Raw genomic sequence first — 23,966 nt, 5'->3', positions numbered from 1 at the left:
CTCCACCACAGTGATGCCCCTTCATGCGTGTAATTTCCCGAAACCTGGTCGCATGGAGCGCAGGCCTGATCGTTGTGTCGATTTTTATCAGCGCGTGGCTCAGCCATCCGCTGCACCGGATTTCCGGCTTTGCGGTAAGCACGCCTACCGCCAACACGGAAAGCATTCCCCCCAAGGCTTCCTACAGCTCGCGTTTCGCCTCGTCCGATCTCGATGACTTCGTGCATTCCTCGGCAGTGACGGCGTTGCCCGGCGGCGACCTGATGTCGGTATGGTTCGCAGGCTCTCGTGAAGGCGCTGGCGATGTCGAAATACGCACCTCACGCTTCGACGCCGCAACCGAGGAATGGGGAAGCGAGCATGTTCTGGCCACCCGCGAATCGACCCAGTCCGGCACCGGGAAGTACATCCGCAAGCTGGGCAATCCGGTGATCGCACTGGCCCCCGACAACCGACTCTGGCTGTTCTATGTGTCGGTATCGGTGGGCGGCTGGGCGGGCAGTACGGTCAATGCGATGGTCTCCAGCGACATGGGGACGACCTGGTCGCCGCCACGCCAGTTGGTGACGTCGCCGTTTCTCAATATCAGCACCCTGGTACGCGCCGCGCCGGTGTTCCATGCCGACGGCTCGATCGGGTTGCCGGTGTACCACGAGTTTCTCGGCAAGTTTGCCGAGTACTTGTACCTGAGCCCGGACGGTGATGTGATCGACAAGTTTCGCATCAGCCGTGGCAAGAACTCGTTGCAGCCGACCGTGGTGCCGCTGGACGGGCAGCGCGCTGTGGCACTGCTGCGTTATGCCGGTGAGACCCATCACCGCGTACTGGCCAGCCGCACAGAAGATGGCGGACAGACCTGGAGCGAGCCACACCCGTTGTCGCCCAGCAACCCCAACTCGTCGCTGGCCGCGGTCGGCGTACCCGGCAAAGGTTTGCTGGTGGCCTTGAACGACCTGCGAGAAGGGCGCTTCAAACTCAGCCTGTATGGCACCGACGAGCAGATGGACATCTGGCGGCCGGTGATCGATCTGGACAAATCCCCCGATCCGCTGGGCACGCCGTTCTCGCTGGAGGCCTACAAAGAGGTGATCGGAGAAGGCTTCAGAAGCTCCAGCGGCGCGCGTCGCCAGCCAATGGAAGCGGAGTTTCTGAGCAACCTTGACCAGCGCGTCTGTTCGCCGCAGGGCTGTGATTTCGAATACGAATATCCGTACTTCATCCGCAGTCCCGAGGGCCTGTATCACCTGGTCTACTCGTGGAATAACACCTTCATCAAACATGTCAGCTTCAATGAGGCCTGGCTGGCGGAGCACCTCCTATGATCGCGCTTGGACTGGCCCATCTGGCGTTTGCGTGGACGCTGTTCATTCTGCTGGCACCTCTGACGTCATCGCTCTGGTGGCGTTGCGGTCTGTTGACGGCAACGTCGCTGCTCAGCGTGATTTCCGTGAATGACCTGACGATGGCGGCCTACGCCCGCAGCCTGACCGATGACCTGGCGATCAGCAGTCTGGTGGTGCTGGCCTGGCTGACGTTGAACCGACTGGGTGTCATCAAACCGATGGCTGCCTCGCATCGTCTGGTGGTGCTGTCGGTGTTCGCTGCGATGGCGCTCGCGCTGTATCCGGCCACGCTGGGGCTGACCTATTTCGATCCGTACCGCTGGGGCTACAACCCCAGGACCATGATCATCATTGTGGCGGTGATTGCGCTGGGGCTGGTTTGCCTGCGCAACGTGCCGGGCGTGTTGATGCTGAGCGTCGCCACGCTGGCGTTTACCTTCCGGATCAAACCGTCGGAAAACTATTGGGACTACCTGATCGATCCGCTGCTGGCGCTGTATTGCTGCGTGGCGCTGGTGTGTCTGGCCGTTCGTTATGTCTATCGCAGGGCCATGGGGCGCAATCGCCCGACCGGCTTGTCTGCCAGCGCTGTCTAGAGGGAAGAGAATGAGTGGGTTGCAATCACGACGCCTGAGTTACTGGCTGGGCGCGATCGGGCTGGTGTTTGTCTTGCTGGCCGTGTTGCGGATGGTGTTCTTCTACGGTTTTTCAGGCCTGGAGCCGGGCACGCTGTTCACCCGCGGTGACGTGCTGCAGACACTGGGGATCGGTTTGCGCTTCGACCTGCGTCTGGCGTTGTTGCTGATGCTGCCGGTGGCGGTGCTGCTCTGGCTGCCACGCGTGAACCTGATCCGTCTGCCTGCGCTGCGCTGGGTGGTGAGGGTTTATCTGATACTGGCGCTGGCCGTTCTGACGATGGTCTACATCGTCGATTTTGGTCATTACGCTTATCTCGGCGTGAGGCTGAACGCCAGTGTGCTGCGTTATCTGGAAGACGCGCAGATCTCCCGGGACATGCTCTGGCAGACCTATCCGGTGCTATGGATCACCTTTGGCTGGCTGCTGATCGTTGCGCTGATGGGCTGGGCACTTATCAGACTGGAGCGGGTGACGCTGGCGCGTGCCGCCAGGCCGATGACGCGCGTATCGGTTGTGGCGGTCTCGGCCGTGATGGTGTGCGCGACGTTTCTGGGGCTGCTGGGCCGGGTCGAAAACCTCAATCTGGAAAACCCGGTGCCGTTGCGCTGGAGCGATGCATTTTTCTCTGGCAACAGTCAGGTGGCGGCGCTGGGGCTCAACCCGGCGCTGTTTCTCTACGACACGCTTAAAGTCGCTCAATCGCGCTACGACGAAAAACAGGTACGCGAGCACTACGACGTCGTCGCTCGCTATCTGGGTGTAGACAAGCCTGATGTAAGCGTTCCCGATTTCACCCGCCAGCAGCCGGTGCAGCCGTATCGGCTGCCGGGTGATCGGCCGCCGAACGTGATATTCGTGATGCTGGAATCGCTGGGTACCAGTGCCGTCGGTGCGTACGGTAATCCTCTGAACCCGACGCCGAATCTGGATCATCTGGCAACCCAGAGCTGGTTCTTCAAGCACTTTTACGTGCCGGTGACCGGCACGGCGAAAACAGTGTGGGCGAGCATTACCGGTGTTCCCGACGTGACCCGTCAGGAGACCGCCACGCGCCATCCGCTGCTCACCCGTCAGCGCACGATCATCAATGACTTCAAAGGCTACGAGAAGCTGTACATGATTGGCGGCAACTCGGGCTGGGCCAACATGAACGCGTTGATAAGGCGCAGTATCGATGACGTGCGGCTGTACGATGAGCGCGACTGGAAATCACCTCAAGTGGACGTCTGGGGTATTTCCGATCTGGACCTGTTCAAGGAAAGCGACCGCATTCTGCGCGCCTTGCCCGCTGACAAACCGTTTTTCGCCTACGTGCAGACGGCGGGCAATCACCGGCCGTTCACCATTCCCAAAGACAACGACGGTTTCAAAGTCAGCGACAAGACGCTGGAGCAGGTTCAGGCCGCCGGTTCGCGCAGCGTCGAGCAGTACAACGCGGTACGTCTGCTGGACTTCAACATCGGTCGACTGATGGAGCTGGCCAAGGCGGGCGGGTATTACGAAAACACCATCTTCGTGCTGTTCGGCGATCACAACACGCGCATCAGTCAGATCCCTCACATGGCGCCTGCCTTCGAGCAACTGGGGCTGGAGAGCAATAACGTGCCTATGCTGATCCACGCGCCGGGCCTGCTCGGCACGCGTGTAATCAACGAAGCGGTAGGGCTTGCCGATTTGCTGCCGACGCTGGCGGGCATAGCCGGCATGCCGTTCAGCAACGGCGCAATGGGGCGCGACATTCAACAGCCTGCGCCGGAAGGCGAGCGGGTCGTGCCGTTGGTGCTGCGCGAAGGCACCTTCCCGTTGATCGGCGGTGTGACGCAGCATTACCTGCTGCAGATGGAACATGACGGCAGTTCTCCAACGCTGCACGATCTGGCTTCGCCGACACCGCTGGACAACGTCGCCGAGCAGAACCCTGAAGAGTTCGAGCGCCTGCGCGACCTGACCCGCGGGTTGCACGAGACAGCGCGAATGATGCTGTACCAGAACGTGCGTTGATCCTGTTTACGCCAGCCTTTCGGTTGCAGGCTGGCGTTTGCCTCTCGCGTCCGATGCGTCTACCCTTCATCTCTGGATAGGTAGGGGGGTATGGTATGGCGCACATGATCGATAACAAGGCTGATCTGCTCAAGCGTGTCCGGCGCATTGCCGGACAGGTACAGGCCATCGAGCGCCATCTGGAAGGCGATGCCGAGTGTGGCAAGACGCTGCATCTGGTTGCGGCCACCCGTGGTGCCCTCAACGGCTTGCTGGACCAGATCATCGAAGCCCATGCCCGCGAGCATGTGGCGCATCCCGATTTGAGTGACGAGTCGCGGGCGCAAGGCCTGGAAGAATTACTTGAAGCCATCCGCCGGTATTCCAAATGACACCCGTCGTGCAAGGAGCCTTTCGATGAGCAACGCCCATCACGGCCATGCGGCCGCTCAGCCCCATCACCACGTATTTCTCGGCACCGCCCATGACCGCAACGCACGCCGCACGCTCTGGGTCGTGGCGCTGACGTTCGCCATGATGGTGGTCGAGATCGTGGCAGGTTACGTCACCGGCTCCATGGCACTGCTGGCCGATGGTCTGCACATGGCAACTCACGCCGGAGCGCTGGGCATCGCAGCAGGTGCTTACGCCTTTGCGAGACGTAATGCCCACAACCGCAGTTTCAGCTTCGGCACAGGCAAGGTCGGCGACCTTGCCGGGTTCGCATCGGCGCTCATTCTGGCCATGGTGTCGTTGGGCATCGGCGTGGAGTCGCTGGTCCGGCTGTTTCAGCCGACCACCGTTGCGTTTGGTGAGGCCACCGTGATCGCGATCATCGGGCTGGCGGTCAATGTGCTGAGTGCCGTTTTGCTGTCCGGCGGACACGGCCACGCGCATGACCATCATGGGTATTCTCAGGACCCTGATCACGACCACCATCACGGGGACAACAACTTCCGTTCGGCATACCTGCACGTTATGGCCGACGCTTTGACGTCAGTGCTTGCCATCGTGGCGCTGCTGGCCGGGCGCTATCTGGGTTGGGTCTGGCTGGATCCGCTGATGGGCATCGTTGGCGCGTGTGTCATCGCGAAGTGGGCGTATGGCCTTATCAAGGACAGTTCCCGAGTTCTGCTGGACGTGACTGACGAGCACCTGGCCGGTGAAATCCGCGAGGTTGTGGAAACCATCGGAGACGTGAGCATCATTGATCTGCATGTCTGGCGGGTCGGACCCCAGGCTCATGCAGCGATTGTCAGCGTGCTGGCTGATATTAAAGTGCCCGCTGATGTGATCCGTGGCAGACTCGGTCACGTACATGAGATCTCGCATCTGACGGTCGAATATCAGACCCGAAACGTCTGAGTTTCAACAGGCAATGCGTGCCGGTGTTACAAGTAACAGGCACGCATTGACTTATGGCCGTCATTTCAAGCTTTTGTATTTCATCGCCCAGTCGGAAAAAGACTGTTCGCTTGCGCATTCAGTCTGTATTTTGTCCGTCAATTTTCGCTCGGACGCGCTTTTTCTGACTTATCGAACCACCGAGAGCCTTACTGGATGCCGGCAAAGTTTTCCTGCTTGAAACCTTCGAAGTTGCTTGATGCACTTCGCTCTGAAACCAGTCAATTACACCTTCAACTCGAAAAACGTATGCCGTTTTTCTCTTCCAGTCTGGATGCCGCTCTTTACCTTCGTTTGATGCAGGCTTATTACGGGTTTTATTTGCCGCTCGAAGCGGCTCTGCGAACCAGTGCGCTTGTTCCGTCAGAACTCGTGCCGCACGAGCGGGTCAAAACCCCGGTGCTGATTGAAGACCTGCAGGCACTGGGCATGACTGATCAGAACATCGAGCGCCTTGCGCTCTGTTCCCGGTTACCTGTGGTCGATTCTCCTGCCGCGTGTCTGGGCGTGCTGTATGTGCTCGAAGGTGCGACACTTGGAGGGCAGGTGCTGCGACGCGAGGTCGACAAACGACTCGGGCTGGACGAACAAAACGGTGCTGCATTTCTGGATGTGTATGGTGCGGATACCGGTCCGCGCTGGAAGGTGTTTTTGAATTATCTGGACACTGTGCCGGACGACAGTGTTTTCAATGCAGCTGCAGCGCAGGCGGCGCATTCCACATTTGCATGTTTCGAGCGCTGGCTCGACGGTCAAGAGGTACTTTTATGAGCCAACTCGACAAGGACGCTTTTGAAGCGCTCCTGGCCAATTGTGCTGATGAACCCATCCAGTTCCCGGGCGCCATTCAGCCCCATGGCCTGTTGTTCACTCTGACAGAACCTGCCCTGACCGTGCTTCAGGTAAGCGCCAACGTTCACACCGTATTGGGTCTTGAACCACAGCAGGTGATCGGCCAATCGTTGGAAAAGGCTTTGGGTGCCGGCTGGACTGATGTCATCAGAAGCGCCAGCGCCCATGAATCCTTCGTCGACGCGCCGCGTCTGCTCATCAACGTCAATGGCGTCGAATTCGAAGCCATGATGCATCGCAGCCAGGACGCGCTTGTTCTGGAGCTCGAAATCCAGGACAAGGACGCTCAGGCCGTCAGTTACCTTGAACGTACGGGTAATCTGGGCCGCATGCTGCGTCAGTTGCATGCCGCCAAGGACCTGCAGACGCTTTACGAAATCAGCGTTCGTGAAGTTCAGAAAATGACCGGTTACGACCGCGTTCTGATTTACCGCTTCGAGGACGAAGGGCACGGCCAGGTGATCGCTGAGGCTTCTTCCCCGGCGATGGAGTTGTTCAACGGTCTGTTCTTCCCTGCTTCGGACATTCCCGAGCAAGCGCGTGAACTGTATCGCCGCAACTGGCTGCGCATCATTCCCGATGCCGATTACACGCCCGTACCGCTGGTGCCGCAATTGCGTCCGGACACCGACCAGCAGCTTGACCTGAGCTTTTCGACGCTGCGCAGCGTTTCTCCGATTCACTGTCAGTATATGAGGAACATGGGCGTGCTGTCCTCGATGAGCGTTTCGCTGATCAAGGGTGACAAGCTGTGGGGCCTGATCAGCTGCGGTCACCGCACCCCCCTGTACGTTTCCCACGAACTGCGCAGCGCGTGTCAGGCACTCGGTCAGGTTCTGTCCCTGCAGATCAGTGCCATGGAGGCGCTTGACGTCAGCCGCCAGCGCGAGGCCAAACTGCTGACACTCGGCCGCCTGCATCAGTCGATGATCGCTTCGGAAGAAAACGTTTTCGACGGACTGTCTCAACAGCCACAGTTGTTGATGGACCTGGTGGGCGCCACTGGTGTGGCAATCATCGAAGACCGTCAGATGCAGTGCTACGGGGTTTGCCCAGAACCTGCTGATATCCGTGCGCTGCACACATGGATGATGTCGGGCAGCGAGCCTGTGTTCTCCAGCCATCAGCTGTCCAGTGTCTATCCGCCTGCCGAAGCCTATCAGTCCATCGCCAGCGGTGTTCTGGCAATGAGTCTGCCCAAGCCGGTCGACAATGGCGTGATCTGGTTCCGCCCCGAAGTCAAGGAAAGCATTCAGTGGAGCGGCGACCCGACCAAACCCCTGAATCTGGAAAGCTCCGATGTCGGCATGCACCTCAGGCCTCGTACCTCGTTCGAGATATGGAAGGTCGAGATGACCGGCATCGCGACCAAGTGGAGCCACGGCGACCTTTTTGCGGCCAACGACCTGCGTCGTTCGGCGCTGGAAGACGACCTGGCCCGTCAGGTCACCCGTGAACAGCAAGCCGTGCGCGCCCGCGACGAACTGGTGGCCGTCGTGTCCCACGACCTGCGCAATCCCATGACCGTCATCTCGATGCTGTGCGGCATGATGCAGAAATCCTTCAGTTCCGACGGCCCGCATACATCACGTCGCATCTCCTCGGCCATCGACACCATGCAGCAAGCTGCCAGTCGCATGAACGTGCTGCTTGAGGATCTGCTCGATACTTCGAAGATCGAAGCGGGTCGCTACACCATCACGCCGCAGACCCTTGAGGTGAGCCAGATCTTCGAAGAAGCCTACTCGCTGCTCGCGCCGCTGGCGATGGACAAGTCCATCGAGATTTCCTTCAACGCCGAGCCGGAACTCAAGGTCAAGGCTGACCCGGAACGCCTGTTCCAGGTGCTGTCGAACCTGATCGGCAACGCCATCAAGTTCACCCCCAAGCTGGGCAAAATTGGTATAGCGGCGATGTCCAACGGCGAAGAAATCGTCTTCACCGTTCGCGACTCCGGCGAAGGTATCCCGCCTGATCAACTGCCGCACATCTTCGAACGCTACTGGACCGTCAAGGAAGGCAACCCGAGCGGCACCGGGTTGGGCCTTTACATTTCCCAAGGCATCATCAAGGCCCATGGCGGCGTATTGGCGGCTGAGAGCGAAGCAGGCAAGGGCAGTGAGTTCCGGTTTACGGTGCCGCGGGCGGATTGATCCTGCCGGGAGCGAGAAACACTCGCTCCCGACCGCTGTTTTGCCGGCGTCTTTCAGTCGTTGTAACTGACATAGCGCTCCATCAGATTGGGCCGTGTAAACGTGTCGATGGCACACGCGCGCTGCCACATTGCATCCACTCGCTGTTTGAATGTGTCGTCGTCCATGTCAATCCAGTAACGTGGGTTGCGACCGTTTTCCTTGTCGTATTTTGCTGTTACAGGATCCAGATGCCGGTAGGCTTCGAACAGCGGGATATCCGGGATCGGTCGGCTGACATCCATGTAATTCTGCAGAAAATCCCAGAGCGCACAGGGCCGATGCTTGAAATCGTCGGGACCAAGCAATGAATGAAAGTTGATCTGCCTGTCTTCATAACGATGGCGGAGCAGCAATCCATAGTTGGAGCCGAAACGATCCCGAGTGGTGAGCATGTAGGCATCGAACTCGTAGAACGGTGCGATGAACTCGCCTATCACGCCTTCCTTTCGGTGGCGTTTGTAGTCGAAGATTGTTACCAGTCCTGTTCGGCGGTTCAGCTCCCAGAGTGGGCCTTTGGGGGGACGGAACCAGATTTTGGGGAAATGGTTGATGACGATGTGGCCGATGAGCCAGCATACTAACCAAGGTGACATAATTATGGGAAATGTATCAAATACATTCATGAGGTAATTTATAATTGCGGAGTCAGTAGTGTTTTCGATGCCGAGCAGCGAGGTCAGAAGAAAAATAGGCAGGAGTATTATAAATGACCACTTTCCTCCTGCATGCATGAATAGCCAGAAGTGTGAGCGGAAAGGCAGTTGTGCAAAACGTATACGCTCTTGGTCATAGACCTGATGAAGTTCGATGTCACGAAATGGAATGGGTGCGTTATGGGTGCGGGTATTATTTTGCTTTTCCCACATTCGCATTTCATTTGGGGTAGGCTCGGCCACGAATCCATCGGGAATGATGTTCGAGGTCGTTCCCCACGGTAACCGTACGCCATTAACGTTCTGCCGAGAAGGAGAAGCCTGTCTGGGTATCTTGTTTTTTTTGTATGTAAAGCTACCGTAGTAGGACGTAGATTTCGACTTATTCATGAGAACGTGCCTTGAATGTTTCTTCATCTGCCCAGAACGGCTGATTAACCTTACTGAAGTCTGGTTTGGCGTAGGTAAGGTTGTATTGAATTGGGTCGCTGGGGGAAGGTGCTGGAAAAACGCGTTTTTCATCGCCACGACTCATTACAAATTGGGCTCTGACTACCCAAGTTAAATGAGAGGTTTTAGTGTCGCCAATTGATATTGTCGGGTTTGTTGGGGTTCTGAAAAATAACTCCAACCCGTCAGGATGCAGGCGTTGTGCCTTTGGGAGTTCTTTTTTTTCGGCTGCTTGAATTTCGGTTTGGTAAGGTATTCCTTCTCGGCTGGAACGTGTGATAACACTGCCTAACCTGCATTCAGTATTTATATCGAGACTTTCAAGGCGGCTGATTAATCCTGGTAAATAACTTTGAATACGAATGATCGTGTCGGCACTTCTGATTGCGTGGGGGGTTTCAGTGAAAAAGTTGTACTTTGCACATGGTTCGTAGGCTGGATTTTTTTCTATTTTTATCGTTATGCCAGCGAGTAGGCTGGTGAGTCGATAAAATGCCTCCTGTGGGTCTTTCAAAAAATAATCACTGACATCTCCTTTTCCGAATGGACCACTTTTTAGCCATGTTTCCAGTGGTGTTGAGCTAAAGAGTAATATTACTCCGACTCCTGTGCCGATTAACAGTAAAGCGATCCAGCCCAAGGGACTCAGTCCGAGGAAAGTATTTGCTCCTGCGAATGCTGTGCCCAACGTGCCAGCTATTCCACCCATGGCAATAAGGATATGTCCGTATGCCGCATCATCGTTTCGCCGCCAGGCGTACCAAGCGTCCCAGAGGTTCAATACTGTCAGCGCTATCCCTGAAATGAGCTGGGCAAGCATCCGAGCAGTTACTTCCTTGGCAAGTGCACGGCTTAAAAAAGGACCAAGCCAGCGCTTGGAACCGGCATCAGTAATCCTCAATAGTGTCTGTCTAGTGGGTTGTAGTGAAGCTTTTGTTCCGGACATTTTTACGATTAAGGCTTCTAAAGCAATAGCTAGGTCTAGTCCCGCAGCCGTGCTCCCTAATGACGCCCGATATTTATTCTTCTCTCTGGTTGTTTGATTGAATGCATCACTCTCCGAACTCACATTCCAAACCTCCAACATCAAAACCGCCACACAAAACCGTGTCGATGCCAGAAATTGGTAAACAGGCCCACGCTTCGTCGCATCCAGATTTTCGATGGCCTGACTCAGCCCGCTTCTCGCCCGAACATAGGCACTTTCCGCTTTGCCAGTCGCATGCCCCGCTTCTTGGGCGGCTTTCAGTTTGCGGTTGATGTCGCCGACCAGTTGCGCGGTTTTGTGGCTGCGCGGGATGACCAGCACGTGGTGATCGCCGGACGTCAGGGGGCCGTGTGGGTTGAACGGAGGATCGATGTCGCGGAACGGGTTGCCGTTCGGGTCCAGGTATTCACCGTAGCGGGCGTTGGGCATGGTGCTTCGGGTCGGCAGGTCTTCCAGGCCAAATACGTAGTGCTGCGCAGTAACCCGGTTTCGTTTCAAGAGGAACGCGGCGCCGAAGTGCTCCGGCATCATGCTGCGCAGTTGCTGAACGCCCCGGCCCTGGCGGTTGATGTTGATCCTGCGTGCGTTGGAACCGGGCTGTTCGCGGGCTTTGGCCAGTTGATCGATGGCCGACTGGCTTTTGATGTCGGCGGCAGCGACGTTGGCTTTACTGGAGGACAGCGTCTGCTCGGCCCGTCCGACAGCATTTTCGGCAGCATCGACTGCGCCTTGCAGATTCTCGAAGATACCGACCAGTGCAGCGGTTGTGGCTTTGCCGTTGTTGATGAGGAAGAAGTTCTGCAGGCTGTCACCTGCCAGAAGATTGGCCAGCAGCGTCGCGTCCAGCGTGACCTGAGTCGCGGGGTCGGGTGCGGGAGAGTGTTCGAAACGTGCCAGTTGCGTCGCGCGAAAGCGACCGTCGCCCAGGTTCTTGTCTTCGTCGAGTGGCACCTCATAAGGCTTGCAGACCGTTTCCAGATCGCTTTCAGGCCAGAGCATGAGGTGCAGTGGATGCGCGCTGTCGTTGGTTATCTGCGACAGCAGTGTCTGGCCCTGACTGACCCTGGCCTCCACGAAACCGACTTGCGTGACCGCGTCCACGATAGTGCCACCAGGCGCCAGCGGATCCACGTTTGAGGGTGAGAGTGCGAGTGTCGTCAGTGTGCGGCTCAGGTCATACAGTGCCGCTACGTACTCGAAGCCATCCTGGCTAAGGTGGTCGGCGACGGTCTGGAGTGTGATGCGGTGTTGAAGGCTTTCAACCAACAGGCCCTGAACGGCGATCATGTTGCGCCACGCCAGCGCTCGCTGGACGGTGGCGGTGCACTGGTTGACGGCTTGTCGGCCCGTGTCCGAGAGCGAGGCGATCACTTCATTGAGCGGGTTTTTCGCGCCGGCTATCGTTGGCGGAACGATCAACTGGTGCACCAGCAAGGCGCTGGCGTGATGAGGGTGCCGGATGGCGTACCTGGCGCACACACCGAGCAGTTGCTGATGGGTATCGAGCCGCTGTCGTAAATGGCGTATTCGGTGATAGGAGTCCTCAAGCAACACACCCCAGACCTGACGCTGGCGAGCTTTGCTCAGTACGTCAGACACATTCGGATGAGCTTCCCAGAGGACAAGGTTGTCTGTGGAATCTTCTTCACCGGCAGGCAAGCTGGCCTGCATGGCATCGGCAAGCGCCGACAGCTCCAGATAGTGTGTGTCCTTGATCGCGCTGCCTTTGTCAGCTTCGGCAAGAAAGGCGTTTGCCTGTTCGAGCGCCTTGGCTGGAAACTGGCCTGACAGATCACACAGATAAAGGGCAGGGTGTTCCAGCAGCCGTTCGTAACCGGGCTGGCGTGCACGTTGTGGCGCTGCGAGGCTGACGGGAAATGCTGACTGCTCCAGATTCAGGCGTGCGGCCGTGATTGGCGCCAGGGTGAGTTGCTGAACCTTGTCGAGCGTGTTGAAACCTGAAAACGCCTTGAGCATGGCTTCGCCATCAGGCTTGCCCTTGTAAAGACGGGTGAAACGCTCTTTCGAGTAACTGAGGTCAGGCCTTTTGCAACGCTGGGTTCTCAACGCTGCATCGCGCTCCAGACGCTGCAGCCGGGGGGCGCTGAGCTGTATCTCGGAAAAGCACAACTCCACATCCAGCACACGCTGGTTGTTCCACATTCCGGGCAGCCAGATGTCGTCAAGCGCCACGCCGATGGCGGTGCGTTCGCCCGGTGTAAAGCCCTCACCCTGACGAAACCGGGCGACATCAATGTCATGGTAGGTGGTACCGGTATCGCTGATCCGCACTTCAAGTTCACGCCAGAGCTTTTGCCGGTAGAACACATACACATAGCCAGCACGGGCCAATACTGGCGTGCCCAGGTCGTAGGGGCTTTTCGAACCCGGCAGGGTGACGAAGGGCAGCACCGGAAGGATCTGGTTGAACTGTGCGTCAGACTGCCGTGGAGTGACGTGTGTGTCACCGAGCAGTGGCAGACATATCGGTTCGCCTTCGGTGGTCGCAATTTCGAGCGCCAGTTGCGTCTCGGCAACGTGATCCCACACCTCCAGCATGCAGCTGTACTGCGCTCTTTCCAGCGTCTCGGGACGGGAAGGATAGGTGCAAGCACCGTCCTTGCTGTTCAGCACCAATTGTTGACTGGACGCGTGATCCTTGCCCATGACCTGAACGATCAATTTGCCGGTTTCACAGCATGGACCGGTACTCAGACTGCCGATGGTCATTAGACAGATTCCTTGTGTCGCGCAGACTGCTGCAGCAGGTCTCGCAGTGCGTTCAAGCGTGCTTCGCCAGTGGCGCCGTACTGGCGCGGCGGCGCTTCCTGGTCAGGGTGTTGTGCGCGCAACGAGAGGTAGCGGTTCATGAGCGTCGGGTCTGTTGCGAAGCCATGGGCCATGCCTTCGTCCAGATAGTCGAGTGCCTTTGAAAAGGCGACGCCGGATTGTTTCTTCCACCAGTCATAGGCAAAACGCTCGCGCTCCTGGTGACGAAAGGCGTGCTCATGTGCGTCGCTCAGTCTCGGCGTGGCTGGCTGGGTCGCAGGTGTCCATCGAGAGGCACGAGGATTGTCGAGGCTCATCCAGCGCTGGTTGCCTTGCGCAAGGTCTGGCCAGGTTCCGCCGTACCACGACAATCGGGAAATGGGCCCAAACCACGGCGCGTTCTCTTCGGTGGTCCCGGTTGTGAAGAAGTAGCTGGCCGTTACAGGATTCGAATAGCGCAGGACGCCCCGGCGGATTCCCTCAAAGTTGACAATTGACAGGTGTCTGAGATGCGCGAGCAGGATGTCGTTGTGAAACGGACTCTCGATAATCAGCCCCGGCCATTTTTCAGGATCGTCGTGGACCGCCCGTAAAACGTTATCGTCGTCGGTCGCAGCCAGCCACAGAGGGCTTTTATCCCGACAGGGTGCCAGTTCTGTTCTGTCGAACAGCATGTGTGGCTTGGGATCAGGCAGCAGGTGGTAAAGCTTTTCCAGCAGGTCGTCGGTACGCTCCAGCAGCAGGGAGATCCTCATGGTCTGCCTTCCTCCTGCAACGCCTTGCGACAGCCGCAATCGGGCAACGGACAGTCCATCGGGGTTCCGCCTTCAGGCTTTTGACAGAGCTGGGCAAGTGGAACCGGATCTGCCAGCTTCTGCATCAACAGCTCGCCTGCGTTTTCTGTCAGAACCGCTTTGACAAGGCCCGGCAGGTTCGGCAGAGCGCCGCTGCCGCTGGCAGGCGCACCTCCCGAGTTCAGCTTCACCAATGGCCCGCTGACCGTCACCCCGCCCGGATCGATCTTGATAAAGCTGCCACCCACCTTGAGGGTGATTTCCAGCCCGGCCTCGATCACCACCTGGTCGCCCGCCTCGAAATGAATCTCATGGCCGACATCGGCCAGCAGGGCTTCACCGACCTTGATGTGTTGTTTGCCGCTCACGGTCAGGTGATCGTCCGTGCGCACTTCGGTCAGGCGGCTGCCGTCGACCGCGCAGTGTTCCTCGGCCTTGAATTCGCTGTAGCTGTTGGCCTCGACCCGGTCGTGCCGCTCGTGGCCGACGCGAATCTTCTGGTCATGTTGAATGTTCTGGTCCCAGTCGCGCTGGGCGTGGACGTAGATCTGTTCCTGACCGGCGCGGTCCTCGATGCGCAGTTCGTTGGAGCCTTTGCCGCCGGGACTGCTCAGGGTCTTGAACACGCTGCGGGTCTGGTGAGCAGGCAGCGGGTAGGGCGGGGTGTGTTCGGCGTGGTACAGGCAGCCGCTGATCAAGGGGCGGTCGGGGTCGCCCTCGATGAAAGTCACCAGCACTTCCATGCCGACCCTTGGGATGACCATGCCACCGTAGCGGTCACCCGCCCAGCTCGACGACACGCGCAGCCAGCAACTGCTCTGGTCCGTGACCTGACCTTCGCGATCCCAGTGGAACTGGACCTTGACCCGTCCGTGCCTGTCGCAATGAATCTCTTCGCCCGCAGGTCCGGTCACGACGGCTGTCTGGCTGCCGGCAATGCGCGGTTTGGGATGGCGCAGGGATGGACGAAACGGGACTGAACCGGGTATGGCCCTGAACGTGTTGCGATAGCCTTCGCGCAACTCGCCAACACCCGAAGGTTCGGTCGATGCGGCTTCTTCCAGCACCTGCGGCTGACGACCTTCATGCCGGATCTCGGTCAGCAGCCAGAGGGCGTTCCATGCCGCCTGAGGGTGCTCGCTCAGGGGCAGGAAATGTCCGCTGACCAGTCGTGGCTGATCGCTGTGCCCTTCGGCGAGCCGGTAATCATGGCGATGGCGTTCCAGAGCGCGGGCGGCCAGATGGGTGCCGCGGTCGCGGTGGGTAAACAGGCCGGGGTAATCGTAATCCTCTAGGTCCGGCCGGGCGTCGCCGGGTACCGCGCCCTGCATGGTCAGGCGCGGCTTTTCGAAATGGTAATCGCGGCGCGTGGTGCGAGTCGGCCGGGTTTCAAGCCGCAGGTTGAAGCGCTGGACGACGGGCGTTTCGGCGACCATCGCGCTGTCTTGTCGATACACCACGGGCGCCAGTTTGGGAAACACTGCCTGATCCTCGCCGAACACCAGCAGGTGGGCAGCGGGGCTGTGTTCGAAGTGATAATGCAGGCCTTCTTCCTCGCACAGACGCTGAATGAAGTGCAGGTCCGATTCGTGGTACTGCACGCAGTACTCACGCTCGGGATAGACGCTGGCGAGCTGGAAACGATAAGTGGTGGCAAGCAGGCCATGCTCTTCCAGTATCAGGGCAATGATCTGCGGCACCGTACGGTGCTGAAAGATGCGTTGATTGATGCGGAGGCCGAGGCGGGCCAGATGCGGGCGCAAGGTGATCGAGTAACGGGTCAGACGTTGCCCCGAATCGCCTTGGGCGATGCGGTCGATCAAACCGTGAATGCCCCCGTTGTCCGGTGCGAACTGCAAAAAGGCAGGACGGTTCAGCAGGCTTTCCAGATCCAGGCAGGATGACTCGCTGAGCAGATCCAGGGTAAAGGTGAACGGCTGACTGATGGCTTCCCGGCCGTTGAAGGCGAGCACCTGAAAGTCGTGATCGACGCCATCAAGGTTGAGCTTGAAAAAAGTCTGGTGGGCAGGCATCCCGAATCCCTCTGTATCAACAGGCAACTGCGCCCGTCGAGTCAGGTACCTATAACAAGATGCATGCCTGATATTTTTTTTATATAAAAAACAAAGAGTTAGTGTTTTATTTTCGCAGATTTGATCGTTTTTTGATCATTTTGGCCGTCAATACCGTGCAAGGTATTGCGCACGTGCGCAAATGTCTGCGAATCGAACCTAGACGTTGGCCTGCAAGGTCAGGAACAGGTCTTGTGGGCAGCGCCTGTGCAATAAGTTGCGCATCACGATGATCCGAGCGTTACGGTATTTTCAGGTGTAAGCCAGCAGTCGTCCGCAGGTCACGACGCCGATCCAGAGGGCGATTGAAAGCACGGCATGGCATCTGGCGAGGCACGGTGAAGTCTGCCGGACGTTCCAGTGCGTCACTGAGCGATAGACGCCCACATGAAAGAGCGCAGCGTTGGCACCGGCAGCTGCGATCAGACACAGTTTGAGAATGAAGAGGCCGTTGCTGGCGAAGTCGTCGGGGTGGGCGGCAAACATCATCAGCCCGGCCGGTACGATCAGCAGCAGTGCCGCCAGGGCCCAGATCAGCAGATGACGCGCAAGCGCCGTAATCGGGATGTCTTTCGACCACCCCAGCAGGCGCAGGTCGAACAGGATCACCGAACCGACCAGCACGGCAAAACCGATGATGTGCACCACCTCGACGATCGGGTACAACCAGACCTCGCCACGCATGGACTGACCGAGCGGTGAAGCTTGCAGCCAGATGAGCCATGAGCCGTCGTCGACGACCGCCATCATCTCAGCTCGACAGTCTTGCCGTTGATGGTGATGCGTTCGGCTCTCAGCTCTTCAGACCGGGTTCGATTTTGATAACCCACGACGGTTGCCTGCGTATCGTTTGCCAGCATCTGCTGAGTCAGGCCACGGTTTTCCATACGTGAGGGCGGTGCCAGCACCACGGTCCAAGTCTTGTCGGCGGTTTTGAGGTGGATGAAACCGTGGGGATTGGCGTATCCGCTTTGCGAAATGGTGCCAGTCAGGGTGAGCGGATTGTCGGCGTTGTATTCGCTCCAGCCGTGGTGGGCAAAGGCGACGCTAGCAACCATCAGTAGTGATGCACCGAGGCTCTTGTGCATGAGGTTCATGGCACGGATGCTCCTGCAAGGATCATGGGGGGATATCAAGTCGATGCAGACAAGTGAATCAGCTGAAACGAAAAGAGCGACGCGTCAGGCTATCTCTCCGACGGATGGAAATCCGAGACCTCCACGGTAGCCGGTTACCGTGGAAGTTGTGATCGGTTGGAAGAGACTCAGGCCGTCGCGCGGACCTTGACTGCCGACTGACGGCTGATGCGCAAGGCAACCACACTGCCGACGATGGTCAGTGCAGCCAGGGAATACAACGCCATGGTGGTCGAGCCCGTCTGGTCCTTGATCCAGCCCACCAGATAAGGGCTGAGGAAGCCTGCCATTTGCCCGATCGAGTTGATCAGGGCCAGGCCGCCCGCCGCAACGCTGGCGCTGAGAAGGGCGGTCGGCAGCGGCCAGAACATTGGCAGACTGGTCAATGCGCCCATGGTGGCGACGGTCAGGCCGAGGATGGCCACGAGCGGCACGGTGGCGAAGTTGGCAGCGATGATCAACCCTGTTGCGCCCATCAGCATCGGCACCACCAGATGCCAGCGGCGCTCATTGCGCAGGTCTGCGGAGCGGCCCACCAGCAGCATGAACACGCCCGCCATCAGGTACGGCACGGCGCTGATCCAGCCGATCACCAGCGCATCGCTGAAGCCCAGATTCTTGATGATCGACGGCAACCAGAAGTTGATCGCGTAAACGCCACTCTGAATACAGAAATAGATGAAGCCCAGAATCCAGATGACAGGCATCGTCAGTACCGAGGTCACCGAGCGCTTGCCTTGCACCGGGCGATTGAGTTCGTCCCGGGTGATATCGGCCTTGACCCGCCGACGCTGCTCGGGCGTCAGCCAGCGTGCATCTTCGACCTTGTCGCAGAGCAGGAAGAACGCCAGCACGCCCAGCGCAACGGTCGGCAGGCCCTGAATCAGGAACATCCACTGCCAGCCCGCCATCCCGCCTTGACCGGCGGCGAAGTGGTTGAGGATCCAGCCGGAGAACGGTCCACCCAGTAGCCCGGACACCGGAATCGCCGACATGAACAAGGCCATGATCCGGCCGCGTCGCTGGTTCGGGTACCAGCGCGAAAGGTAGAGGACGATGCCGGGGAAAAAGCCTGCTTCGGCCATGCCGGTCAGAAAGCGCAGCACATAGAACTCGGCTGGCGTGGTGACGAACAGCAGGCAGGTGGAGAACGTGCCCCAGGTGATCATCATCAACCCGATCCAGCGCCGTGGACCGAAGCGGTTGAGCGCCAGATTGCTGGGCAGGCCGCACAGCACGTAGCCAATGAAGAAGATACCGGCACCCAGTCCGTAGACGGTTTCGCTGAAACTCAGGGCATCAAGCATCTGCAGCTTGGCGAAGCCGACGTTCACGCGGTCCAGGTAGTTGAACAGGTAGCAGATAAAGATGAAAGGGATAAGGCGCAGGGTGATGCGACGATAGACATGATTGCCGTCAGCGTCGCCAACCTCGCGAACCGGAGAGTTGGGCATGGCGTCAGTTCCTCAGAGCTTGTTATTTTTATGCAGCTTGCCGGGGGCTTTCCGATCATAGGGAGGCTGCAGAAAAAACGCTTTGGGGTTTTGCACGGCTGAGGCGGGGGTGCGTTGTGAGATTGCACAAAGGCGGGCACTGTCCAGGGCCCTGACAGAGAGACGGCGCATGATCGTTGATCATGCGCCCGACAATACCTTATTCGATAGCTTCGTAAGGCAAGCCCACATAGTTCTCGGCAATGGTCCGGCGTCCTGCCTCGGAGCCGACGTAGTAGTCCAGTTCGGTCTGCTGGATGCGCTGGCTGAAGGCGTCGGTGTCGGGAAAGTTGTGCAAAACAGAGGTCATCCACCAGGAAAATCGCTCGGCTTTCCAGACTCTGCGCAAACAGATCTGCGAGTATTTTTCCAGCAGGTCGGTGCGTCCATCCCGATAGACCTTGAGCAGGATGCGGTATAGCGTGCTGACGTCGCTGGCGGCCAGGTTCAGGCCCTTGGCGCCAGTGGGCGGGACGATGTGCGCCGCGTCGCCGAGCAGGAACAGTCGGCCGTACTGCATGGGTTCGACCACGAAACTGCGCAGCGGGGCGATGCTTTTTTCGATGGACGGGCCGGTCACCAAACGCCCCGCCAGATGAGCAGGCAGCCGCGATTTGAGTTCGTCCCAGAAACGCTCGTCGGACCAGTCCTCGACACGTTCGTTCGAGCTGACCTGCACGTAATAACGCGTACGAATCGCCGAACGCATGCTGCACAGGGCAAAGCCGCGCGGATGGTTGGCGTAAACCAGTTCTTCGTTGACCGGCGGGGTATCGGCCAGCACGCCGAGCCAGCCGAACGGATAGACGCGTTCGAATACCTTCAGTGCCTCGGCCGGGATCGCCTGCCGGGACACGCCATGAAAGCCGTCGCACCCGGCAATGTAGTCGCAGTCCAGACGCACGGTTTCGCCATTTTTGACGAACGTCAGGTAAGGGCGGTCAGTCTTGAGGTCATGAGGCTGGACGTCTTCGGCGTCGTAGACCGTCATGGCACCGCACGCGGAGCGGGCCTGCATCAGGTCGCGGGTCACTTCGGTCTGGCCGTAGACCATTACGGTTCGGCCATTGGCGAGGCCTTTGAGGTCAATGCGCTCGCAGCGCCCGCCGAAGGCCAACTCGAAACCGTCGTGGATCAGACCTTCAGCATCCATGCGCTCGCTGACGCCTGCTTCGCGCAGCAGGTCGACCATGCCTTGTTCAAGCACGCCGGCACGAATGCGGGAAAGGATGTAGTCGGGGTCTTTGCGTTCAACGATGACGTTGTCGATACCGGCACGTTGCAGCAACTGGCCCAGCAGCAGTCCGGACGGGCCTGAGCCGATGATCGCGACTTGGGTTTTCATGGGTGTCGTCCTGTTTTGTAATCCCTGCCAGCCGAGGCGTGCGGGATGTATTTGTTTTTGTCTCCTGCATTTTTAATGGATGACGACGAGATAAGAAGGCAATATCCAGCGCATTATCTGGACTTTTCAAGGGTCTGGTGAGGAATGATCGATGCCAAGAACAGCGCCCGTTTCCGTTCCCGTCTTCAAGCTTTACGGCGAAACCACGGCGTGGCCGACGCCTGACCTGATCCACTGCGAGTCGATTCCTGAGCGCAGCAAAATGCATGAATGGGAGATCAAGCCCCATCGGCATGGTGATCTGGTCCAGTTGCTGTATGTGCAGTCCGGTCAGGCGATATTGAAAGTCGAGGACCGGGTGCATCAGGTCGATACGCCGTCGCTGCAAGTGGTCCCCGCATTGAGCGTGCACACGTTCAAATTCGCCGAGGACATTCAGGGGCACATCCTCAGCCTGGCGCGGCCGCTGGTGGAGCAATTGGAAGCTGCGCTGGATATTTCGGCCATCGGCACGGCGCGTTGTCATGCGTTGGGCGAGGACAGCATCTACGTGGACACGCTGTTCAGTGCGATTGCCCGCGAGTATCGCCAGCGCAAGCCGGGTCGTGACCTGATGCTGCAGTCGTTGATCAATGTGCTGATGGTCTGGCTCAGTCGACGGGGCAGCGAGCAGCGGGGTGATGACAGTCCGGTGCAGGAGCGCGGTCGGGAGCATTTGCAGGTGTTCATGCATCAACTGGAGTCGAGCTTCCGCGAACACTGGTCCATCGAGCAGCACGCGCAGCGCATGGGGCTCAGCGCGGCGCATCTGAATGCGCTGTGTCGGCGGCTGTGCGATCAATCGGCGCTGCAGATCATCAATCAGCGTCTGCTCCTGGAGGCCAAGCGCAATCTGGTCTATACGACCATGACGGTGAATCAGGTATCCGACAGCCTGGGGTTTTCCGAGCCGGCGTATTTTTCCCGATTCTTCAAGCGGGCTACCGGGCAGTCACCCAGCCAGTTCCGTCAGCAGAAATGAAAACGGGGCGCTGTTCAGCGCCCCGTTTTTCTGCGGTCCTGCTATCAGGTCACAACCTGGTAGCACGGCACATAAGCTGCGCCACCCGGCAGCTTCATGCGGTGCTGATCGACGAAGGCCTTGAGCAGTTTGTCCAGCGGCTGCATGATCGATGGATCGCCATGGATCTGGTATGGGCCATGTTCTTCGATCAGGCGAATGCCCTTGTCCTTGACGTTGCCCGCCACGATGCCGGAGAACGCCCGACGCAGGTTCGCCGCCAGTTCATGAGGCGGAATGTCGTGGTTGAGCTGCAATCTGGCCATGTTTTCGTGGGTCGGATCGAATGGGTGCTGGAAGCTTTCTTCGATCTTCAGCAGCCAGTTGAAGTGGAACGCGTCGTTGCGCTCGCGACGGAACTGACGCACATCCTTCAGGCCCTTGGCCATGTGACGGGCGACTTCTGCCGGATTGTCGATGATGATCTGGTAATGACGCTGCGCCTCTTCGCCCAGTGTGGCGCCGACGAACGCATGCAGTTGTTGCAGGTAGGGTTCGGTGTTCTTCGGGCCGGTCAGCACGACCGGGAACGGCACATCCTTGTTGTCCGGGTGCATCAGGATGCCCAGCAGGTACAGGAATTCTTCGGCCGTGCCTGCACCGCCCGGAAAGATGATGATGCCGTGGCCGACGCGCACGAAGGCTTCGAGACGCTTTTCGATGTCCGGCAGGATCACCAGTTCGTTGACGATGGGGTTGGGCGCTTCGGCGGCGATGATGCCCGGCTCGGTCAAACCCAGGTAGCGGCCCCCGACGATGCGTTGCTTGGCGTGCGCGATGGTCGCACCTTTCATCGGGCCTTTCATGACGCCGGGGCCGCAGCCGGTGCAGATGTCCAGGCTGCGCAGGCCCAGCTCGTGGCCGACCTTTTTGGTGTATTTGTATTCTTCGGTATTGATCGAATGGCCGCCCCAGCACACCACCATCCTGGGTTCGACACCGGCGCGCAGCGTGCGGGCGTTGCGAAGCAGGTGGAACACGTAATCGGTGATGCCCTGAGAGTTGCTCAGGTCGATGCGCTGGCTGTCCAGCTCGCTTTCGGTGTAAACGATGTCGCGCAGGGCGCTGAACAGCATTTCACGGGTGCTGGCGATCATCTCGCCGTCGACGAAGGCATCGGCCGGAGCATTGAGCAGCTCCAGTCGCACGCCGCGGTCCTGCTGGTGAATGCGGACCTCGAAGTTCTCGTAGGCCTCAAGGATGGTCTTGGCGTTGTCGACATGCGCGCCAGTATTGAGAATGGCCAGGGCGCACTGGCGGAACAGGGTGTAAGTGCTGCCTGAGCCGGCAGCGCTGAGCTGCTGGACTTCACGTTGGGACAGGGTTTCAAGGCTGCCTTTTGGGCTTACCGTGGCGTTAATCACTTGTCTTGGGATCATTCTATTTTCCATTAGAGCGATGCAGTCGAGGCGGCAGGGCCTGCGCATCAGGATGGTGAGCATCGAAGACGTTCACGCCTGACGGGTATTTTCTACAGCACTTGGGCGCGAATGCAAACGCCGGGCCTTACCTGCTGCGTGTTCGAGGGTGTGGGCGTCGTCTGAAGGACTGAAATTGGATAAAGCAGGCACTTGATCGAAACGCCACGCGGCTGAATTTTGACGCGCAAGCGGGCCTATAGTGAACCTGACCCATTTAACAGGGTCTGTTAGCTGATGGACTCTCTGGACAGCCCGTGGAAGTGGCTGCCGATATAAAGGATTGCAGGCGTTTTTCAGCTCGCCTGATAGGCAGACACCCCGTCCAGACAGGAGTTGCAATTGATTGGCCTCCTGCCAGAGCCATCGTTAGCCGGCCCGTACGTCGGGGCTTTATTTTCATTCCAGACAAAGATAATCATTGCCATGTCTCGTCATCTTTCAGCACTGCGTTCTCGTGCCCCTGGCCTGTTCACTGCTTCGCGTCATCTCCTCGGCACCGGTCTGCTGGGCGCCGTTCTTTGTGTTATTACTCCGGTAACCGCTCAAGCAGCGGACAATGACCGCTGGGTGAGTGACAGCCTGACCACCTACGTGCGCAGCGGTCCTACTGACGGACATCGCATCGTCGGAACGCTCAAGTCCGGGCAGAAAGTGGAGCTGCTCAGCACCTCGGGCAATTTCAGTCAGGTGCGCGGTGAGGGCGGCAGTACCGTATGGATTCCCAGCAGTGATCTGCAGGAAGTCCCCGGTCAGGCGGAGCGTGTGCCGCAGTTGACCCAACAGGTCGCAGAACTCACCGAGCAATTGAACGGCATCGACAACACCTGGAAAACCCGCGTGCAAGGCATGCAGGAAACGCTGGACGCGCGCAAGAAGCTGGTCGATGAACTGGAAGCGCGCACCAAGACCCTCAATGATCAGCTGGCTGACTCACAGGCCGAGTTGCGTTCCACACAGGCGCGGCTGGGTGACGAGAACAAGCAGGTGATGATGCGCTACATGGTCTACGGCGGGAGCATTGCCGGGGCCGGGCTGCTGGTCGGTCTGATCCTGCCGGCCCTGACCCGTGGCCGCAAGAAGAACGACGGCTGGGTGTAACGCTCGATCCGCATGCCGCAGCCCCCGCGTGTCGGGGCGCTGCGGTGCAGGGCCATCCTGTATGTGACTCGCATCTCCGTAGCAGCCTTCTCATTCCCGCATTTTCGATCTGCCTCGCAAAAAATCCTGCCTGTCCTGGATGCAATCAGTCGCGAAGTCGATGTTCGCTCTATAGTTTCTGCCTGCGTGGTCGAAAAACTGGCTGTTGCCCTGAATTGAACCTCACGATAGAGCGATCGGGGCTATATGTGGCATGTGGCCATTAGTTAACATG

17 protein-coding genes and 1 pseudogene are annotated in these 23,966 nt (G+C 58.6%); 9 read left to right on the top strand and 9 right to left on the bottom strand.

The window, feature by feature from the left end; all coding sequences use genetic code 11:
- Positions 1 to 23 precede the first annotated feature (23 nt).
- The 7 genes from JTJ32_RS19145 to JTJ32_RS19115 all read left to right on the top strand — a co-directional run bounded on the left by JTJ32_RS19145 (position 24) and on the right by JTJ32_RS19115 (position 8,371).
- The gene (locus JTJ32_RS19145) at positions 24 to 1,322 is read left to right on the top strand and encodes a sialidase family protein (RefSeq protein WP_099229095.1); all 1,299 of its coding nucleotides are present in this window, start codon (positions 24 to 26) and stop codon (positions 1,320 to 1,322) included.
- Entirely contained in the window at positions 1,319 to 1,939 is a 621-nt protein-coding gene (locus JTJ32_RS19140; protein ID WP_099229094.1) for a hypothetical protein, read from the top strand. The genes JTJ32_RS19145 and JTJ32_RS19140 overlap by 4 nt, the downstream gene beginning before the upstream one ends.
- A 10-nt stretch (positions 1,940 to 1,949) precedes the next feature.
- Positions 1,950 to 3,983, top strand: coding sequence for an LTA synthase family protein (locus tag JTJ32_RS19135; protein WP_210042956.1), 2,034 nt, complete (start codon positions 1,950 to 1,952; stop codon positions 3,981 to 3,983).
- A 95-nt stretch (positions 3,984 to 4,078) separates the two neighbouring features.
- Positions 4,079 to 4,354, top strand: a complete 276-nt coding sequence (locus JTJ32_RS19130; protein WP_099229092.1) for a metal/formaldehyde-sensitive transcriptional repressor — start codon at positions 4,079 to 4,081, stop codon at positions 4,352 to 4,354.
- A gap of 25 nt (positions 4,355 to 4,379) precedes the next feature.
- On the top strand, positions 4,380 to 5,327 hold the full coding sequence (gene dmeF / locus JTJ32_RS19125; RefSeq protein WP_210042955.1) for a CDF family Co(II)/Ni(II) efflux transporter DmeF: 948 nt from the start codon (positions 4,380 to 4,382) through the stop codon (positions 5,325 to 5,327).
- Positions 5,328 to 5,522: 195 nt separating this feature from the next.
- Complete coding sequence (locus JTJ32_RS19120) at positions 5,523 to 6,137, top strand: biliverdin-producing heme oxygenase (protein WP_184320222.1); 615 nt, start codon at positions 5,523 to 5,525, stop codon at positions 6,135 to 6,137.
- The gene (locus JTJ32_RS19115; RefSeq protein ID WP_099229089.1) at positions 6,134 to 8,371 is read left to right on the top strand and encodes an ATP-binding protein; all 2,238 of its coding nucleotides are present in this window, start codon (positions 6,134 to 6,136) and stop codon (positions 8,369 to 8,371) included. Before JTJ32_RS19120 ends, JTJ32_RS19115 begins: the two co-directional genes overlap by 4 nt.
- Positions 8,372 to 8,424: 53 nt before the next feature.
- Here JTJ32_RS19115 and JTJ32_RS19110 read toward each other — a convergent pair whose 3' ends face one another.
- The 8 genes and pseudogenes from JTJ32_RS19110 to pobA all read right to left on the bottom strand — a co-directional run bounded on the left by JTJ32_RS19110 (position 8,425) and on the right by pobA (position 20,113).
- The gene (locus JTJ32_RS19110) at positions 8,425 to 9,285 is read right to left on the bottom strand and encodes a hypothetical protein (protein WP_408004610.1); all 861 of its coding nucleotides are present in this window, start codon (positions 9,283 to 9,285) and stop codon (positions 8,425 to 8,427) included.
- A 163-nt stretch (positions 9,286 to 9,448) separates the two neighbouring features.
- Positions 9,449 to 13,234: a hypothetical protein gene (locus JTJ32_RS19105; RefSeq protein ID WP_210042954.1), complete on the bottom strand. Its 3,786-nt coding sequence runs from the start codon at positions 13,232 to 13,234 to the stop codon at positions 9,449 to 9,451.
- A gap of 248 nt (positions 13,235 to 13,482) precedes the next feature.
- Positions 13,483 to 14,028 (bottom strand): annotated as a pseudogene (locus tag JTJ32_RS26625) (DUF4123 domain-containing protein); the annotation flags it as partial.
- Positions 14,025 to 16,100 carry a type VI secretion system Vgr family protein gene (gene tssI / locus JTJ32_RS19095; protein ID WP_210042951.1) on the bottom strand — a complete coding sequence of 692 codons (2,076 nt, stop codon included), beginning with the start codon at positions 16,098 to 16,100 and terminating at the stop codon, positions 14,025 to 14,027. The gene tssI and the pseudogene JTJ32_RS26625, both read right to left, overlap by 4 nt.
- 291 nt (positions 16,101 to 16,391) lie before the next feature.
- On the bottom strand, positions 16,392 to 16,886 hold the full coding sequence (locus JTJ32_RS19090) for a DUF6644 family protein (RefSeq protein WP_184323302.1): 495 nt from the start codon (positions 16,884 to 16,886) through the stop codon (positions 16,392 to 16,394).
- A complete protein-coding gene (locus JTJ32_RS19085; protein WP_099229084.1) occupies positions 16,886 to 17,236 on the bottom strand; it encodes a DUF6152 family protein in 351 nt (116 codons plus the stop codon). Before JTJ32_RS19085 ends, JTJ32_RS19090 begins: the two co-directional genes overlap by 1 nt.
- Positions 17,237 to 17,403: 167 nt before the next feature.
- On the bottom strand, positions 17,404 to 18,729 hold the full coding sequence (locus tag JTJ32_RS19080; RefSeq protein ID WP_210042949.1) for an MFS transporter: 1,326 nt from the start codon (positions 18,727 to 18,729) through the stop codon (positions 17,404 to 17,406).
- 199 nt (positions 18,730 to 18,928) lie between these two features.
- Positions 18,929 to 20,113 (bottom strand): 4-hydroxybenzoate 3-monooxygenase, encoded by a 1,185-nt coding sequence (pobA, locus tag JTJ32_RS19075; RefSeq protein ID WP_184323169.1) that lies wholly within the window; start codon positions 20,111 to 20,113, stop codon positions 18,929 to 18,931.
- A 151-nt stretch (positions 20,114 to 20,264) separates the two neighbouring features.
- On the opposite strand from pobA, the gene JTJ32_RS19070 reads away from it, so the two are divergent.
- Positions 20,265 to 21,134, top strand: coding sequence for a helix-turn-helix domain-containing protein (locus JTJ32_RS19070; RefSeq protein ID WP_099229081.1), 870 nt, complete (start codon positions 20,265 to 20,267; stop codon positions 21,132 to 21,134).
- A gap of 44 nt (positions 21,135 to 21,178) precedes the next feature.
- On the opposite strand, the gene ppnN is transcribed toward JTJ32_RS19070, so the two are convergent.
- Positions 21,179 to 22,552, bottom strand: a complete 1,374-nt coding sequence (gene ppnN, locus JTJ32_RS19065; protein ID WP_099229080.1) for a nucleotide 5'-monophosphate nucleosidase PpnN — start codon at positions 22,550 to 22,552, stop codon at positions 21,179 to 21,181.
- Positions 22,553 to 23,017: 465 nt separating this feature from the next.
- On the opposite strand from ppnN, the gene JTJ32_RS19060 reads away from it, so the two are divergent.
- Positions 23,018 to 23,692 (top strand): TIGR04211 family SH3 domain-containing protein, encoded by a 675-nt coding sequence (locus tag JTJ32_RS19060; RefSeq protein ID WP_099229079.1) that lies wholly within the window; start codon positions 23,018 to 23,020, stop codon positions 23,690 to 23,692.
- Positions 23,693 to 23,966 lie beyond the last annotated feature (274 nt).

It is taken from the genome of Pseudomonas alliivorans, assembly GCF_017826695.1.
In the GTDB taxonomy this organism is placed as follows: domain Bacteria; phylum Pseudomonadota; class Gammaproteobacteria; order Pseudomonadales; family Pseudomonadaceae; genus Aquipseudomonas; species Aquipseudomonas alliivorans.
This window is presented reverse-complemented; position numbering and strand designations above follow the sequence as displayed.